Source organism: Streptomyces sp. NPDC037013 (assembly GCF_055607265.1).
The window spans coordinates 199,198-215,570 of record NZ_JBVJRV010000008.1 but is presented as its reverse complement, the minus strand read 5'-3'; the positions used below and the strand labels follow the sequence as shown (position 1 = coordinate 215,570).

Annotated in this window: 15 protein-coding genes and 1 pseudogene; 8 read left to right on the top strand and 8 right to left on the bottom strand. The window is 73.9% G+C overall.

The genetic code is table 11. From position 1 onward, the window contains the following. Positions 1-23: 23 nt before the first annotated feature. Positions 24-626, top strand: coding sequence for a TetR/AcrR family transcriptional regulator (locus tag ACZ7DY_RS29360; protein ID WP_471140386.1), 603 nt, complete (start codon positions 24-26; stop codon positions 624-626). Further along, positions 623-2,101 carry an MFS transporter gene (locus ACZ7DY_RS29355; RefSeq protein ID WP_471140383.1) on the top strand — a complete coding sequence of 493 codons (1,479 nt, stop codon included), beginning with the start codon at positions 623-625 and terminating at the stop codon, positions 2,099-2,101. Before ACZ7DY_RS29360 ends, ACZ7DY_RS29355 begins: the two co-directional genes overlap by 4 nt. A 387-nt stretch (positions 2,102-2,488) precedes the next feature. Here the strand turns inward: ACZ7DY_RS29355 and ACZ7DY_RS29350 are convergent, their stop codons facing one another. Next, positions 2,489-3,682 carry a serine hydrolase domain-containing protein gene (locus tag ACZ7DY_RS29350; protein WP_471140380.1) on the bottom strand — a complete coding sequence of 398 codons (1,194 nt, stop codon included), beginning with the start codon at positions 3,680-3,682 and terminating at the stop codon, positions 2,489-2,491. Next, positions 3,679-5,184, bottom strand: coding sequence for an alpha/beta hydrolase (locus ACZ7DY_RS29345; protein ID WP_471140378.1), 1,506 nt, complete (start codon positions 5,182-5,184; stop codon positions 3,679-3,681). The genes ACZ7DY_RS29350 and ACZ7DY_RS29345 overlap by 4 nt, the downstream gene beginning before the upstream one ends. Before the next feature lie 229 nt (positions 5,185-5,413). Here ACZ7DY_RS29345 and ACZ7DY_RS29340 point away from each other — a divergent pair, with 229 nt between their 5' ends. Then, positions 5,414-6,403: an aldo/keto reductase gene (locus ACZ7DY_RS29340; RefSeq protein ID WP_471140376.1), complete on the top strand. Its 990-nt coding sequence runs from the start codon at positions 5,414-5,416 to the stop codon at positions 6,401-6,403. Between the two features lie 9 nt (positions 6,404-6,412). Then, entirely contained in the window at positions 6,413-6,898 is a 486-nt protein-coding gene (locus ACZ7DY_RS29335) for a DUF6314 family protein (protein ID WP_471140373.1), read from the top strand. Here ACZ7DY_RS29335 and ACZ7DY_RS29330 read toward each other — a convergent pair. Together ACZ7DY_RS29330 and ACZ7DY_RS29325 are read right to left on the bottom strand one after the other, a co-directional pair. Continuing rightward, positions 6,867-7,219 (bottom strand): annotated as a pseudogene (locus ACZ7DY_RS29330) (histidine phosphatase family protein); the annotation flags it as partial. The gene ACZ7DY_RS29335 and the pseudogene ACZ7DY_RS29330 sit on opposite strands and share 32 nt — an antisense overlap. Positions 7,220-7,318: 99 nt before the next feature. After that, the gene (locus tag ACZ7DY_RS29325; RefSeq protein ID WP_471140370.1) at positions 7,319-8,755 is read right to left on the bottom strand and encodes an aminotransferase-like domain-containing protein; all 1,437 of its coding nucleotides are present in this window, start codon (positions 8,753-8,755) and stop codon (positions 7,319-7,321) included. On the opposite strand from ACZ7DY_RS29325, the gene ACZ7DY_RS29320 reads away from it, so the two are divergent. Together ACZ7DY_RS29320 and ACZ7DY_RS29315 are read left to right on the top strand one after the other, a co-directional pair. Next, positions 8,754-9,713, top strand: coding sequence for a DMT family transporter (locus ACZ7DY_RS29320; RefSeq protein ID WP_471140367.1), 960 nt, complete (start codon positions 8,754-8,756; stop codon positions 9,711-9,713). The two genes, ACZ7DY_RS29325 and ACZ7DY_RS29320, sit on opposite strands and share 2 nt — an antisense overlap. Positions 9,714-9,809: 96 nt before the next feature. Then, positions 9,810-10,004, top strand: coding sequence for a DUF1918 domain-containing protein (locus tag ACZ7DY_RS29315; RefSeq protein ID WP_471140364.1), 195 nt, complete (start codon positions 9,810-9,812; stop codon positions 10,002-10,004). 13 nt (positions 10,005-10,017) lie between these two features. Here the strand turns inward: ACZ7DY_RS29315 and ACZ7DY_RS29310 are convergent, their stop codons facing one another. After that, entirely contained in the window at positions 10,018-11,253 is a 1,236-nt protein-coding gene (locus ACZ7DY_RS29310; protein WP_471140361.1) for a glycoside hydrolase family 10-like protein, read from the bottom strand. Positions 11,254-11,433: 180 nt separating this feature from the next. On the opposite strand from ACZ7DY_RS29310, the gene ACZ7DY_RS29305 reads away from it, so the two are divergent. Both ACZ7DY_RS29305 and ACZ7DY_RS29300 read left to right on the top strand, forming a co-directional pair. After that, positions 11,434-12,294, top strand: coding sequence for a 3-hydroxybutyryl-CoA dehydrogenase (locus ACZ7DY_RS29305; protein WP_362993551.1), 861 nt, complete (start codon positions 11,434-11,436; stop codon positions 12,292-12,294). A 225-nt stretch (positions 12,295-12,519) separates the two neighbouring features. Continuing rightward, positions 12,520-12,780, top strand: coding sequence for a hypothetical protein (locus tag ACZ7DY_RS29300; protein ID WP_471140358.1), 261 nt, complete (start codon positions 12,520-12,522; stop codon positions 12,778-12,780). Here the strand turns inward: ACZ7DY_RS29300 and ACZ7DY_RS29295 are convergent. From ACZ7DY_RS29295 to ACZ7DY_RS29285, 3 genes are all read right to left on the bottom strand, one after another. Further along, complete coding sequence (locus ACZ7DY_RS29295; protein ID WP_055699051.1) at positions 12,777-13,319, bottom strand: NUDIX hydrolase; 543 nt, start codon at positions 13,317-13,319, stop codon at positions 12,777-12,779. The two genes, ACZ7DY_RS29300 and ACZ7DY_RS29295, sit on opposite strands and share 4 nt — an antisense overlap. A gap of 119 nt (positions 13,320-13,438) precedes the next feature. Beyond that, a complete protein-coding gene (locus tag ACZ7DY_RS29290) occupies positions 13,439-14,788 on the bottom strand; it encodes a transcriptional regulator (RefSeq protein ID WP_471140356.1) in 1,350 nt (449 codons plus the stop codon). 278 nt (positions 14,789-15,066) lie between these two features. Further along, positions 15,067-16,056: a PP2C family protein-serine/threonine phosphatase gene (locus ACZ7DY_RS29285; protein ID WP_471140897.1), complete on the bottom strand. Its 990-nt coding sequence runs from the start codon at positions 16,054-16,056 to the stop codon at positions 15,067-15,069. Between the last annotated feature and the right edge of the window lie 317 nt (positions 16,057-16,373).

Sequence of the window (16,373 nt, the reverse complement as noted above, 5' to 3'; positions counted from 1 at the left end):
ACTTCCTGTAGTAGACACTGTCTATGGACCAGACCGAGAACGAAGAGGACACCGGGCTGCGGGCCCGGCTCGTGGACGTGGGCGTAGAGCTGCTCGCGACACACGGCGTGCAGGCGCTGACGCTGCGGGAGATCGCCCGCAGGGCCGGGGTCTCGCACGGGGCGCCCCGGCGCCACTTCCCCACCCACGTATCGCTGCTCTCCGCCATCGCCCGGCGCGGCTTCGCCGAGCTGGCGGCCGAGGCGGAGAGGGCCGCGGGCGACGGCACGGACCGGGGCGCGCGTACGCGGCTGAAGGCGCTGGGCCGCGCGTATCTGGAGTTCGCGGCGACCCACCGCGGCATGTTCGAGCTGATGTTCCGCCACGACCTCCTGGAGAGCGGCCGGCTCGGACTGCGCGAGACGAGCCTGCCCCTCTTCGACGTCCTGGTCGGACTGGTCGCCGAGGCCCGCCCCGCCGGCTCCGGCACGGAGGCCCGGGTCGTCGCGGGCGCGCTCTGGGCCAACCTGCACGGCATCGCCCAGCTGTGGGGGTGGGGCAGCCTGCGCCTGGCGACCGGCGCCGACGACGTGGAAGCGCTGCTCGACGCCGCGCTGGAGGCACACCTGGGGCCGGTGGCCGCATGACCACTGTGATCCGGGGGACGGCGATACGGGAACCCGCGGCCCCCGGCCCGCGGAGCCGACGCCTCACCCTCGCGTGCAGTGTGGCCGGCGCCATGATCGTCGCGCTGGACGGCACGGTGCTGACCGTCGTCCAGCCCGCGCTCCGCCGCGACCTGGACGCGTCCTTCGCCCAGGCGCAGTGGACGAGCACCGGCTACTTGATCGCCGTGGCGAGCCTGCTCGTCTTCGCGGGGCGGCTCGGCGACCGGTACGGACACCGGCGGCTCTTCGCCGTCGGGACGCTGGGCTTCGCGGCCGCCTCGGCCGGCGTCGGCCTGGCGTCCGGCATCGGCTGGATGATCGCGCTGCGCGTCGCCCAGGGGATCTTCGGGGCGTTGCTGCAGCCCGCGACGCTGGGGATGCTGCGGGCGGCGTTCCCGCCGGACCGGCTCAGCATGCCGATCGCGCTGCGGACCAGCGCCATCGGTCTGGCGGCCGCGGCAGGCCCGGTCCTCGGCGGTGCCCTCGCCACGCACCTGGGCTGGCGCTCCGTGTTCTTCCTCGGTGTCGCGCCCGCGGTCCTCATCGGCGTCATCGCGCTGGTGGTGCCGGTGCCGGCACCGCGCGGCACGGAGCCGCCGCCCGGTCTCGACCTGCCGGGCGCCGCGCTGCTCGCGGTGACGCTGGCCTGTCTCGTACAGACCCTGGTCGGCGTCCCGGAGAGCGGCTGGACGGCGGCCACCGGCGCCGGGCTGCTGGGCGCGGTCGTCGCGGGTGGCGCGTTCGCCCGGCACGAACGGCGCGTGCCGAGCCCGCTGGTGCCGCCCCGCCTGCTCCGCACGCCCGCGGTCGGCCTCACGCTCGGCATCCTCCTCGCGGCGTCCGCGGCGATGTTCGGGGCGCTCTTCGTGGGGACGTACTTCCTCCAGGACGTGCTGGCGCTCGACCCCCTGCACAGCGCGCTGAGCGCCCTGCCGCTCGCCGTGATGATGGTGGCCGGCGCGCCGCTGGCGCCCGTACTGCTGCGGCGCGCGGGCCCGCGCCACACGCTGACCGGCGCCATGACCCTGCTCGCCCTCGGCGTGCTGGCCCTCTCCCGCCTGGATGCGGGCTCGGGTCCGGTGGCTACGGGCGGCGCCTTCCTGCTCATGGGGGCGGGCTTCGGCACGGTGATGGTCGCGGCCACGGCCGTCGTCGTACGCCGTGCCCCGGTGGCGGACGCCGGAGTGGCCGGCGGCCTTCAGCAGACGGCGATGAACGTGGGCCCGGCGCTGGGCATCGCCCTGGCGACGACCCTCATGACCGCGCTCGCCTCTCCCGCACCGCGCCATCGGGAGGGCGGCCCCGCCTGGTCCCACACCGCGTTCCTCACCGCCATGGCCCCGACCCTGACGGCGCTCGCGGTGGCGGCGGCACTCGGCGCCCTCGCGGCGACCCGCCTACCGGGACCGGAACCGGCCGGGAGGACGGCGCCCTGTCTCTCCTCCGAGCCCTAGGGCGTGTCCGCAAAGTCGCGCCTGGCCCGCGACGCCTGGCACGCGCGCTCGCCGCGTTGTCGGACCCGCCCGAGTACGTCCGGTACGAGGGCGACACTCCGCCTCGCGATCGCACGCACCGGGCGCCGCGGACCGCGCCCTTCGGGCGAACGACCCGACTTCGCGGACACGCCCTAGCGCAGCGCGGCGTCGACCATGCGGAGTGCCTCGCGGGCCTGCCTCTCTCCCGCACCGCGCCATCAGGAGGGCCGCCCCGCCTGGTCCGACGCCGCGTTCCTCCCCACATGGCCCCGACCCTGACGGCGCTCGCGGTGGCGGCGGCACTCGGCTCCCTCGCCGCCGACCCGAACCGGCCGGGAGGACGGCGCCCCGCCCCTCCCTCCGGCCCTAGCGCAGTGCCGCGTCAACCATGCGGAGTGCTGCGCGGGCCTGGCTCTCGTGCGCTTCTGGGCTGTCGAGGCGCAGGGTGAAGGCGGCGCTGGTCACGGAGGTGGTGCCGTCCGGTGTGACGCCGCACTCGCTGACGCAGCCGAGGCTGGTCCCGCCGTGGAACCAGATGCCGTCCGCGCGCCCGGCGACGGGGCGCCAGGCGATGCCGAGGCCGTAGCGGACCCCGTCGGCGGGCACCCAGTCCTTCACCGGCACGGTCCGCTTCATGGCCGCCAGCTGCGCCGGGCGCAGCAACCGGCCGCCGAGCAGGGCGCGCAGGAAGACGCCGTGGTCGCGCGTGGTCGAGACGAGGCAGCCGTCGGCGCCGCCGCCGAAGCCGAGGGTCGTGTCGGTGGGGCGGGTCTCCTGGGGGAAGTACGTGTACCCGGTGGCCGTCGGCCTCGGTACGTACGGCGAGGTGCCGGGCATCAGGGTGTCGCGCAGGCCGAGGGGTTCGATGACGCGCTCGTGGACCTCCTGGGCCCAGGGGTGTCCGGTGACCGCCTCGACGACCATGCCGGCGACGACGTAGTTGGTGTTGGAGTATCCCCAGCGCCGCTCCCCCGCCGGGTCGTCGGCGTCGGGCAGCCACTGCGGGGGTGCGGCGAGGGCCGCGGTCAGCTGCTCCGCCGGCGACTGCGAGCGGAAGCGGTTGCGCCGGTAGGCGTCGGGGGTGAAGTCCCCGCTCTCCGCGGTGATGTAGTCGTTGAGGCCGCTGGTCTGGCGCAGGAGGTTGCCGATGGTGATGCGGCGGCCGTCGTTGCCGTGGCCCCGGACCGCTCCGGGCAGCCACCGCTCGACGGTGTCGGTGAGTCTCAGCTTTCCCTCGCCGACGAGTTGCAGGACGACCGTGGCGGTGAACGTCTTGGTGTCGCTGCCGATGCGGTAGTACGCGTCCTGGGGGACGGGCCGGTCGCCGCTGAGGTCGGCGACGCCGGCCCGCGCGGTCGTGCGGCCATGGGCGCCGGCCACCTCGGCGATGACGCCGCTCGCGCCGGTGGCGTGGACGGCGTCGACGTCACGCTGAAGGGCGCGGCCGCGCGGGGAGGCCGGGGTGCGGGGCGCGGTGGCCGCGGCGGGGGTGGCGGCCGCCCCGGTGAGCAGGGCCGCCGCGGTGGCGGCGAGCCCGGTTCGCCTGCTGACGCCGGTCATCGGGAACTCTCCTTCGGAGTCGGCTTGGCGCAGGTGAGGTCCGCGGCGGGCAGCTTCCCGCCGCCCAGGTAGGCGTTGACGGTGCGGTCGGCGCACGGGAGGGGGGTGAGGCCGTCGTTGCCGCGCCCGTACACGCCGTGCGAGCGGATGTCCGCCGTCAGGAGCCGGGATCCGGTGAGCTTCTCGTGCAGGGCGAGGGCGCCTTCGTAGGGGACGTTGTTGTCGTGGCGGGCCTGGAGCATCAGGACGGGCACGTCGTTGCCGATCCGGGTGCCCGGCTCGCGGGGTTCGCCACGCCAGAACGCGCACGGGGCGATCATTCCGTTGACGTACGGCCCGAAGACCGGCTGGGTGGTCCGGCTGCGCTGCATGTTCCTCCAGTACGTCTCCGGGTCCTTGGGCCAGCCGCCGGCGGGCCAGCCCCCGTCGCCGCACATGAAGAGCGCGCCGCCGACCATGCTGTCCGCAAGGCCGGGCGAGGAGAGGAGCTCCAGGAGTCCGGCGAGCGCGGGCCCCGGTACGACCTCCTCGCCCGCGGCGGCCCGCTTCAGGTCGGACACGACACCGGCCAGTCCGGCGTCGTACTCCTCGTGCTGCACGAGCTGCTTGAAGATCATCCGCAGGATCGGGGCGTTGAGGCGCGACCCTCCCACGGGAATGGGGTGCCGCTCGGCACGGCGCAACAACTCCCTTATGTCACGGCCCACTTGAGGGGCGAGTGCGGCCTCCGCGGGCGCCCCCGAGCGCTGGAACAGCTCGTACTGCGTGGCGGCCGGATCGGTCGAGGAGTCCAGCACGATCCGGTCGGCCCTACGCGGGAACAGCTGGGTGTAGACGGCGCCCAGATCGGCGCCGTACGAGATGCCGTAGTACGACAGCCTGCGTTCGCCGAGCGCCGCCCGGATCGCGTCCATGTCGCGGGCGACGTTCCGCGTCGACGCGTGCGGCAGCAACGCGGCGTTGTCGCCGTGCTCCTGGCACCGGCGCGCGGTGTCGCGCGCGGCGCGCACCGACTCCTCGAAGTCGGCGCGGGGCGTGGTGGTCGCGGCCGGGGGCGCGGGCCGCGGCGCCTCGCCGCAGGTGACGGGGGTGCTCTCGCCGAGGAAGCGGGGGTCGAAGCCGATCAGGTCGTAGCGGTCCGCCACACCTTTCAGTGTGGACCGCAGGGCCAGGGTGCCGGCGAGGCCGGTGCCGCCCGGGCCGCCGGGGTTGGAGAGCAGGATGCCGCGCCGCTCGCCGTGCGCCCTGGCCCGGACGCGGGAGATCGCGATCCGGATGGTCCGGCCGCCGGGGTCGGCGTGGTCGAGGGGCACGGTCACCTTCGCGCACTCGGCGCCCGCCGCGTTCAACTCCTTCTGCTCGGCGGGGCATCGGCCCCAGTCGAGGCTCTGGCGCGGCCGGGAGGACGACCCCTGGGGTACGGGGGCGTCGGCGGCGGCCACGTGGCCCGCGAGTAATCCGACGAGACCCAGTCCCGCGGTGACCGCTGAGACGACACGCATCGTGCTCCTTGCTCCGGTGGGCGCCCGGTCCGGCACTCCGGCCGGGCTCTTCGGCCACCACGCTAGGAACGCACGCGGCCCCGGACCATCGGGCCACCGGGCCGAACCGCCCTGAGGACAACCCCCGTATGCACACCGGGGATCCCGGCGGATCGGCGCCTTGACCTGTAGTCCACTCCAACTCCTAGGGTCGATTTCGATCACAGGGAACAGCCCAGGAGGTACGACCATGACCAGCCTTCCCACCCGCCGTCTCGGCGCACTGACCGTCTCGGCGCAGGGCCTCGGATGCATGGGGATGAGCCACGGCTACGGCGCGTCCGACGACACGCAGTCCATCGCGACGATCCACCGCGCCCTCGACCTCGGCGTCACCCTGCTCGACACCTCCGACTTCTACGGCAACGGCCACAACGAGGAGCTGATCGGCCGGGCGCTCGCCGGACCGCGGCGCGAACAGGCCGTCATCGCGACGAAGTTCGGCTTCGCCAACCGGCTGGGCGAGCCGACGCGCATCCGCGGTGACGCGGCCTACGTACGGCAGGCCTGCGACGCCTCGCTGCGCCGCCTCGGCGTCGACCACATCGACCTGTACTACCAGCACCGGGTGGACACCACCGTGCCGATCGAGGAGACCGTCGGCGCGATGGCCGAGCTGGTCGAGGCCGGCAAGGTGCGCCACCTCGGGCTCTCCGAGGCCGGCGCGGGCACCATCCGGCGGGCCCACGCCGTGCACCCGATCACCGCGCTGCAGAGCGAGTGGTCGCTGTGGACCAGGGACCTGGAGGCGGAGACCGCGCCGGTCTGCCGCGAGCTCGGCATCGGCCTTGTGCCGTTCTCGCCGCTCGGCCGCGGCTTCCTCACCGGCCGCTACACCTCGCTCGACGGCCTCCCCCAGGACGACCTGCGCCGCACCCAGCCCCGCTTCGCCGACGGCAACCTGGAGCGGAACCTCTCCATAGTCGAGACGCTGGACGCGCTCGCCGCCCGGAAGGGCGTCACGGCCGGGCAGCTCGCCCTCGCCTGGGTGCAGCACCGCGGGGACGACGTCGTACCGATCCCGGGGACGCGCCGCGTGCGCTACCTGGAGGAGAACCTCGGGGCCGTGGCGGTCGAGCTCTCCGCCGACGAACTCGCCGCGATCGACGCGGCGGCGCCCGCGGACCGGGTCGCTGGCACGCGCTACGACGAGCGCAGCCTGGCGGCGGTCAACAAGTAACCTGCGGGTATGTCCCGTCCCGAGCGCAGCGCCGCCACCGCCCGGCCGCACCCCGTACCGCGGGCGCTGGCCTACTTGGCGGGCAGGTGGCGGGTCGAGCGCACGGTCCGTGACCTCGCGGACGGCTCCGAGGGACGCTTCACCGGTACGACGCTCTTCTCGCCGCTGCCCGCCCCGGACGCGGACGGTCTCCTGCACCACGAATCCGGCGCCTTCACCTGGCGCGGGACCACCCGCCCCGCCGAGCGCACGCTGCGCTTCCTGCCCGGCGACGCGGCGGGCACCGCGCGCGTGGAGTTCGCCGACGGACGCTTCTTCCACGACCTCGACCTGCGTACGGGCCGTTGGACCGCGGACCACCCTTGCGTACGCGACCTCTACCGCGGCGAGTTCGAGGTGCTCGACGCGGACCACTGGCGCGTCCGGTGGCGGGTGGGCGGCCCCGCCAAGGACCTGCTGCTCGTCACGGAGTACCGGCGGCAGGGTCGAGCCTGAGGTTCCAGTACGTCGACGGGGGCGCGTCAGCCCGTGGCTGAGCGCCGCACGCACCACGGCGGGTCCGGCGAGGGCGAGCACGCGCGAGCAGCGGCTCACCGCCGTGCGGGGCCGGGTGCGGATCGCTCGGTCACGCGTCGACCGCTGCCGGTTCGCGCGCGGTGACCTCCGCGAGAGCGCGGCCGCGGCACCGGCCCATGTCGCAGTCACACAGGGGCGGTTGGGCCGGTGGGCGAGGCCGAGGGCGTCGCCGGTGGCGCGGCTACGGCTGCGCAGGGTGGGCGAGCAGTAGCGCAGCTCGGCCTCGCCGAGGGGCAGGAGGGCGGACGGCGGCGATGCGTGTCACGCGCCCATGCATGCGGTGGTCTTCGGGGCGAGCGATACGGGACAAGGTGTGCCCGGGCCGTAGGGGCCGGCGGCTCAGCCCAGCGCCTCGTCGCAGGCCGTCCGCAGCCGCCGTACCCCTTCCCCGATCTCGCCGACGCCCGCGACCGCCGCGAAGCTCAGCCGGACGTGGCCGGCCGTGGGTTCGGCGGCGAAGTACGGGCGGCCGGGGGCCACGGCGACGCCCGCGCGCAGGGCCGCCGAGGCGAACGCCGCCTCCTGCGCGCCGTCGGGCAGCCGCAGCCACAGGTTGTAGCCGCCCGCGGGGATGTGGGGCACCGTGAAGGCGGGCAGATGGAGGCGCAGCGCGGCCGACATCGCATCCCTGCGCTCCTTCAACTCCCCTGCCACGGCCCGCAGATGACGCGGCCAGGCCGGGGAGCCGACCAGTTCGAGGGCGGCTTCCTGGAGGGGCCTCGGCACGAAGAAGTGGTCGACGACCTGAATGGCGCGCAGCCGCTCAAGGACCGGGCCGCGGGCGGCGAGGGCGCTGACCCGGAAGCTCGGCGAGGTGGCCTTGGTGAGCGAGCAGACGTGGACGACGACGCCGTCGTGGTCGTCGGAGGCGAGCGGGCGCGGCAGCGGCCCGGCGTCCTCGTGGACGAGGCGGCGCACGAAGTCGTCCTCGACGACGAAGGCGCCCGCCTCGCGGGCGATCCGCAGGACCTCGGGGCGCCGTTCGGCGGAGAGCACCGCCCCGGTCGGGTTCTGGAACAGCGGCTGGCAGACGAAGACCCGCGCGCCCGTCGCCTCGAAGGCGGCCGCGAGGAGCTGGGGGCGCACGCCGTCGGTGTCGACGGGCACCGGCACCGGGCGCAGCCCCGCCGCCCGCGCGATGGCGAGCATGCCCGGGTAGGTCGGGGACTCGACGAGGACCGGGGCGCCGGGCGGCGCGAGCGCCCGCAGCGCCGTGGTCAGCGCGCTCTGGCCGCCCGCCGTGATCAGCACCTCGGCGGCCGTGATCGCCCCGCCGATCCCCCGCGCGAACCACTCGCGCAGCTCGGGCAGCCCGTCGACCGGGGGCCGCCCCCACGCGCCGGGCCGCCGCCCCGCCCGGGCGAGGGCCGCCGCCATCGCGCGCTCGGGCTGCAGCGCGGGGTTGAGGTAGCCGCCGTTGAACTCGATGATGCCCGGCGGCGGCGCGGCCAGGGTGGCAAGGACTCCGCTGGCGTCGACGGAGCGCGGCACCAACTCGGCGGCGGCGTCCGCGCTCAGCGTCACCTCCTGCCACGAGGTGTCGCCGGCGGGCGCGGCGGGCGCCGGAGCCTCGGCGCGGAAGACGCCCGCGCCGGGCCGGGTGACGACGAGCCCCTCGGCTGCCAGCTGCGCCAGCGCCCGGGAGACCGTCACCGGACTCACCCTGAACCGCTCGACCAGCGTCCGGCTCGACGGCAGCTTTCCACCCGGAGAGTAGCGGTCAAGCTCCGCTCTCAGCCTTTTCGCCAGCTCACTCACGCTGCTACTCTCATGCATGACAGCACAGGATAGCGCTACTCGCCCGACCCGGATAGCGGTCACCACCCCGGAGACCCCCGGCACCCCCGGCACCCCCGACGGTCCGCCGCGCCCCGCGTCCCGCCGCGCCGGCACCGTCCTCGCCGCCCTCGGCGTCACGGCCTTCTCGCTCACCTTCCCCTCCACCGCCTGGGGTCTCGAAGGCATCGGCCCCTGGAGCTTCGTCACCCTGCGCGGCGTGCTCGCCGCGCTCGTCGCGGGCGGCTGTCTGCTCGCCCTGCGCGTCGCCGTCCCGCACCGCCGCCACTGGGCCGGGCTCGCGGTGGTCGGCGCCGGCGTGGTCGTCGGCTTCCCGCTGCTCACCACCCTCGCCCTGCAGACCTCCACCACGTCGCACGCGGCCGTGGTCGTGGGGCTGCTCCCGCTGACCACCGCCGTCCTCTCGGCGCTGCGCACCGGGGCGCGCCCCTCGCGGACCTTCTGGGCGGCGGCGCTCGCCGGGGCCGCCGCCGTGATCGCGTTCACCGTGCAGCAGAGCGGCGGCGCGCTGACCACCGCCGACCTCTACCTCTTCGGCGCCCTGCTGATCTGCGCGGCCGGCTACACCGAGGGCGGCCGGCTGGCCCGCGAGATGCCCGGCTGGCAGGTCATCGGCTGGGCGCTCGTGCTGTGCCTGCCGTTCAACGTGGCGGGCGCCTTCCTCGCCCTGCCCCACGAGTCCTTCGAGCTGACCGGGCACAGCACGGCGGGCCTGCTCTACTCCGCCGTCGGCTCGCAGTTCCTCGGCCTGGTCGTCTGGTACCGGGGCATGGCGGAGATCGGCGTGCCCAAGGCGAGCCAGCTCCAGCTCGCCCAGCCGCTGCTCACCCTGGTCTGGTCGGTGCTCCTGCTCGGCGAGCACCTCACCGTCGCCGCGCCGCTCAGCGCGGCCGCGGTCCTCGTCTGCATCGCGGTCACCCAACGGGCCCGCGACTGACCGGTTGCGGCCCCGACAGGCCCCAACTGCCGCCACCCGTCGTACACTTGCCGCCACAGACCGCGACCGCAGAGCGGGACGAGGGGGCACTCCAAGATGCGTGCAACCGTAGGCGACGAGCTGGTGCTGCACGGCAGGATCGTCGGGCAGCAGGACCGGATCGCGCAGGTCGTCGAGGTGCTCGGCGCGGACGGCGGGCCGCCGTACCGCGTCCGCTTCGGCGACGGCCACGAGACGCTGCTCTCGCCGGGCCCCGACACCGTCGTACGGCATCAGGACCCGGCGCCGTAGCCGGCGGGCGCGGTCAGCGCGGCGGTTTCGCCGGTTCCTGGTAGTGGTCGGCGACCACCCGCGCCATCGCGCCGATCTTGTCGACGCCGACCTCCTTCGCCGAGAAGTAGATGTGCCCGCGCACCTCGGGGTAGCTCTCGGCGTAGGTGAGGTGGCGGGAGAGCTCCGCCGGGTCCTGCCAGGCCGCGGGCTGCGCCGGGTCGCCCGCCTTGTACAGCGCCTCGCCGATGTACAGCTTCACGTCCGTGCCGCGCACGACCTCGCTCCACCACGGGATCAGCTTGGCGTAGTCCGCGGCGGCGAAGCCGATGTTCCAGTACACCTGCGGGACGATGTAGTCGAGCCAGCCCTTCTTCACCCAGCCCCGCGTGTCCGCGTACAGGTCGTCGTAGGTCTGCACGCCCGCCCGGGTGTCCGAGCCCTTCGGGTCCGTCGCGATGTTGCGCCAGACCGCGAACGGGCTGACCCCGAACCGGCAGTGCGGCCGCGCCTTCTTCACCCGCCGGGACATCTCGCGCACCAGCCGGTCGATGTTGTCCCGCCGCCACGAGGCCCGGTCCGGGAAGCCGCCGCCGTACCGCTCGAAGGCGTCGTCGTCGTCGAAGACCTGGCCCGCGACGGGATAGGGGTAGAAGTAGTCGTCCCAGTGCACCGCGTCGATCGGGTAGCGGCGCACGGCGTCGAGCATCGCGTCCTGCACGAAGCGGCGGACCGCGGGCAGCCCCGGGTTGTAGTAGAGCTTCCCGCCGTACGGCAGCACCCAGTCGGGGTGCACGCGCGCGGGGTGGGTGGCCACCAGGCGTGACGGGTCGGTGTGGTTGGCGACCCGGAAGGGGTTGAACCACGCGTGCAGCTCCAGGCCCCTGCGGTGCGCCTCGCGCACGGCGGTGCCCAGCGGGTCCCAGCCGGGGTCCTCGCCCTGCACCCCGGTGAGGTACTGCGACCACGGCTCGTACGGCGAGGGCCACAGCGCGTCGGCGGTGGGCCTGACCTGGAAGACCACCGCGTTGAGTCTGCGGCGGGCGGCCGTGTCGAGATGTGCGAGGAGCTCGGCCCGCTGCTGCTCCGCGGTGAGTCCCGGCCGCGAGGGCCAGTCGCGGTTGACGACGCTCGCGAGCCACATGGCCCGCAGCTCCCTGCGGCCCTTCTTCGGACCCCGGCCGGCGGCCGCCGCGTCCCCGGCCGTCGCAAGGCCCGCGATCGTCGCGGCGGCCGCCACCGAGAAGACCCGGCGTGACATACGCCTCATCTGCATGCCCCCTGAGCTCGCTGTCCTCCGGCACCGCTTGCCGGATGCGGACAGCATGCCCGACCCGGCCCCTCGGGGACCCTTCATTGCGGAGTAACGTTCACGGCCGAGGCAGGCACCATCCATACGGGGGACCTGCCGGCCCCGTTGATCAGCGAAAGGCACGAGGTGACCGACTCCATGACCGATATCGCACGCGTCGGAGTGGTGGGCTGTGGCCAGATGGGCGCCGGAATCGCAGAGGTCTGCGCCCGCTCCGGACTGGACGTGAAGGTCGCGGAGACCACCGGCGAGGCCCTGGAGATCGGCCGTACACGGCTGTACAACTCCCTCTCCAAGGCGGCCGAGCGCGGCAAGATCTCCGACGAGGAGCGCGACGCCACGCTCGACCGGCTCAGCTTCACCACCGACCTCGGCGAGTTCGCCGACCGTGACCTGGTCATCGAGGCCGTGGTGGAGAACGAGCAGGTCAAGACCGAGATCTTCCAGGTGCTCGACCAGGTGGTGACCCGGCAGGACGCGATCCTCGCCTCCAACACCTCCTCCATCCCGCTGGTGAAGCTGGCCGTCGCGACCTCGCGTCCGGACCAGGTCATCGGCATCCACTTCTTCAACCCGGCGCCGGTGCAGCAGCTCGTCGAGCTGATCCCCGCGCTGACCACCTCCGAGGGCACCATCAGCCGGGCCCAGGCCGTGGTCGAGAAGATCCTCGGCAAGCACGCGATCCGCGCCCAGGACCGCTCGGGCTTCGTGGTCAACGCGCTGCTCATCCCGTACCTGCTCTCCGCCATCCGGATGTTCGAGTCGGGCATCGCGAGCCGCGAGGACATCGACAACGGCATGGAGATGGGGTGCGCCCACCCGATGGGCCCGCTCAAGCTCTCCGACCTGATCGGCCTGGACACGGTCGCCTCGGTCGCCGACTCCATGTACGCCGAGTACAAGGAGCCGCTGTACGCCGCTCCCCCGCTGCTCCAGCGGATGGTGGACGCGGGCCGGCTCGGCCGGAAGACCGGCTCGGGCTTCTACACCTACGCCTGACGGGTCGACGGACCGGCCTCTTCGGGCGGTCTCACTCCCCGCGCGCGCACGCTCCGTACGGACGGGCCCGGCACTCCTGCGAGTGCCGGGCCCGCGGCGTTCACACACCGTGTGCGCAAGAGGCTCGCATATGCCCATCGCACACTCTCCCGCCCTGCCCACCACGCGAGTTGACTTCCTGTGCGGAAGGAGGGGGGACGCGCCACTACAGAGAGGAGTGGACTCGTGACCACCGACGGCGAGAGTGCCGTGGTCCCGGAAGAACTCGCGGAGTTACGCCGTAGCCTGGACGTGGGCCTGGCCCGCGTCGACGGACGGCTGGCGTTGCTCACTCAGCACGACGAACAGACCGCCAAGAACGTGGAGGCCATGGAGGCCCGGGTCGCTGCACTGGAGCACACCCGCTGGCCGCTGCCCACGATCGTCGCTCTCGCGGCGGTCGCGGCACTCGCCGTAGCGGTCTGGCAGGCACTCGGTCACGGCTAGCGCGCGTCCTGGCCGAGACGCAGATGGTGCAGGAGGAGAAGCGCCGCGGCCATGTTGGCGGCCGGGACCTCCCCGCGGGCCACCATGTCGGGGACCAGCTTGAGCGGGACCCACTCGCGGCGGTCCGACTCGAAGTCGTCCTCGGGGTGGCCGATGTACGTCCCTTCGTCGGACCAGTAGATGTGGTGCCGGGCGTCGGTGAGCCCGTTGGACGGCTCGACGCTCATGAGGTGCCGCAGCGGTCCCGGCCGCCAGCCGGTCTCCTCCTCCATCTCGCGTGCCGCCGCGTACGCGATGTCCTCGCCGTCCTCGACGACGCCCGCCGCGAGCTCCCACCCCCAGCTGTCGGTGATGAAGCGGTGCCGCCACAGCAGCAGCACTTCGTTGGCGTCGTTGACGACGGTGGCCACGGCGACGGGCCGCAGCCGTATGAGGAAGTGGTCCAGATGCCGGCCGTCGGGCAGCTCGACATCTGCGAGATTGACGGTGAACCATCGGTTTCCATACACAGTTTGTTCGCTCTGTTTCGTCCACTGCACGGTTCTGCCACCTTCCGCCGAGTAGATGGCAATATCGCAGCAGGAAGAACGTCAGAGCAGAGTGTGTGCGGCTCGGGACGGTGCGTGCGCGAGGCCGGCGCGGCGGCGCCCCGCGGGCGTCACAGCGGCACGCGCAGCGCCCCGTCGATCAGTGCGGCGGCCTCGGCCGTGCCCGCGCAGTCGCTGCGGACCAGGTGCTCGCGCACGGCACGCAGCCGGTCGCGCAGCCGCTGTGACTCCATCCCCCGGGCCTGTTCTGCCATTTCCACCGCCGTGGCGACCGCCTCGTCGGTGTTGCCCTGGCGCAGTTCGATCTGGCTGAGCATCGCGAGCCGGTGCACCCGGCCCCGGTCGTGCGCCGGCGTGTCCACGGCCGCCGCGGCGTGCTCGTGGGCGCTGGTGAGATCGCCGAGACTGAGCAGTGCCTCCGCCACCTGCACATTGACGAGGCCGGGCTGGACATAGCCCGTCTCGTCCGGCTCGCGGCCGCGCAGGATCCGCTCGGCCGCGGCCTCGGCACGCCGGATGCAGGAGAGCGCGCTCCTGCCGTCGCCCAGGTGCGCGTACGCCTTGGCCTGCATCGCGTACAGGTCGGAGGCGAGCGCCGGGGTCAGATCGCGTCCGGCGGCGCGCAGCGCGGCCTCGGCGAACGCCACGGCCTGGCGGTACTCGCGCATGAACAGCGACTGGTTGACGAGCAGCGCGATGACGTACCCGCCGAGCCCCCGGTCCCCGCTGGCCTTGGCGAGGCGCAGCGCCTGGTGGAAGTAGCGCTGGGCGAGGCCGTGCGCGTCGGAGTCGTAGGCGCAGATGCCCGCGATGGCCACCAAGCCGCCGGTGGAGCGGTGCAGTTGGCGGCCCATCTCGTCGGTGTAGCTGCCGCGCAGCAGCGGCGCGGCCTCGGCGTTGAGGAAGCCGACGATGCGGGTGCGCGTCGCGATGCCCCCGGTCTTGCGGTACATCTGCTCGTAGTGGGCGCGGGCCGCGCGCATCATCTCGATGTCGGCCGTGCTCACGGGGTGCCGGCCGCCGCGGGACACGTCGACGTCCTCGGGCGGGTTCTCCCACTCCCAGACCGGCATCACGGCGGGCGTGCCGGTCACGGCGGGGGCGCCGAGCAGGTGCGGGCGCTGCTGTTCGTCCGAGCGCCACAGGGCGGTGGCCCGCTCGACGAAGCCGGAGAGCGTGGAGGACATCGAGCCGGGCCTGGCGGCGGGGACGCCGGGCAGTCCGAGGCCGATGTCGTCGAGGGTGACGGGCCGCTGGAGCCGTGCGGCGAGCACCTCGCAGATGAGGTCGGGGACCTGGCCACGCGGTCGCTGGCCCTTCAACCAGCGGGAGACCGCGGTGTGTTCGTAGCGCAGCGCGAGTCCTCTGGCTCTGCCGGCCTGGTTCACATGTGCGGCGAGGCCCGCGTGAGAGATGCCGGCTTCGTCGAGGATCGCGTCGAGCAGGGTGTTGGGCTGCATGGATGCCCTCCGGTGGCTCGGTGCTGTTCAGATTAGTGGAGGTCCCTTCACACGGGGTGTGAACGGAGTGCCCGAATCCGGGGGGTGTGCGCTCTGCCGCATGGGGTGTGGGATCGCTTGACTGAGATGCCTCATCAGTTAAGGAGGCCGGCCGGGCCGCCGGCTCCCCCTCTACAGTGCGGCGGCCCTCATGGAGCGCCGTCCGTCCCGCCGTCTGCCCGACAACTCCATGGCGGGGCGGGCGGCGCACGCCGCTCTCCCCCGGGCCCGGCCGGCGCTCAGCTCATGGTGCGGGCGCGCCGTTCGGACTCCGCGTGCTGGGCCGGGACCCTCACCCGGTCGTTGCGCAGCACGAGCAGCGCCGCGTCGTCGGACGGCGTCCGGCCCACGTGGCGCCCGAGCCGGGCGTACACCGCGTGGATGAGGGCCTGCGGTGCGATGGGCCTGCCCCGGGCGGCCTCGGTGAGCGCAGGCCCCAGCGGGAAGAACGACCCGGCGGCGTCGCGCGCGTCCGCCACGCCGTCCGTGTGCAGCACGAGCGTCTCGCCGGGCAGCAGCGGCCCGCAGCACAGCACCGGCAGCTCGGCCGGGAGCGGGAAGGGGCCGAGCGGCGGCAGCGGTTCGCGCTCCGTCAGGGGCCGGGCGCGCCCGGCCAGCACATGCGGCCAGGGGTGGCCGCAGTTGAGTGCGGAGATCTCGTCCTCGTCGCTGATCTCCAGGAGGAGTACGGTCACGAACTCCTCGGCGGACGGGGCGTCCTCGGCGGGGCCACCGTCAACCGGGTGCTCGACACGGGCCCGCTCCCGCAGGTGCCGGTCGAGTGCTCGCTCCAACCGCCGGAGCACCAGGGGCAGTTCGGGTTCGTCGTGGGCCGCCTCGCGGAAACTGCCGAGGACGGCGGCGGCGGTGCCGATGGCGGCGAGACCGTGGCCGCGCACATCGCCCATGACGACCCGGACCCCGTGGTCGGTGGCCGCCACCTCGTACAGGTCCCCGCCGACGGAGGCGCCCCGGGAGGCGGAGAGCCGGCCTGCGGCGAGCGCGAGCCCCGCGGTGCGGGGCGGCAGCGGCCTCAGGAGCACGTTCTGCGCGGCGCCCGCGACCTCGCGGATCTGCCGCAGCTCCCGCAGCAGCGACCGGCGCACGTGCAGGACGAGCCCCGTCCCCACGGCGAAGAAGACGGCACTGCCGGCGATCCGCGCCCCCATCCCGTCCTGCTGCGCGATCGGACAGGCCAGCTTGTACGTGACCGCGACGGCGCCCCACATCGTCGGCAGCCCCAGCGCGGCCACGCGCCGCCTCCACCGGCACGGCACCGGGCGCGCCCCGCGCGGCAGCCGGCGAAGCAGGCGCGGGAGCAGCCGGGCGACTCTTCGGGAACACCTGTTTCGTACGAACGTCCGGGGCGTGCCCCGGCGTGGCCCTCCCGCTCCGATACGCATCATGCCGTCGGCCCCCCTAGGCCCTGATCAGGATCAGCGAGCAGACCGCCCCTACGGCCGGACCGATTCTTTCGACCGCATGACCCGATCGGGCCAGAGTGCCTCCGGTTACCACCCGAACGAGTGAGGGGCCCATCCGGTGG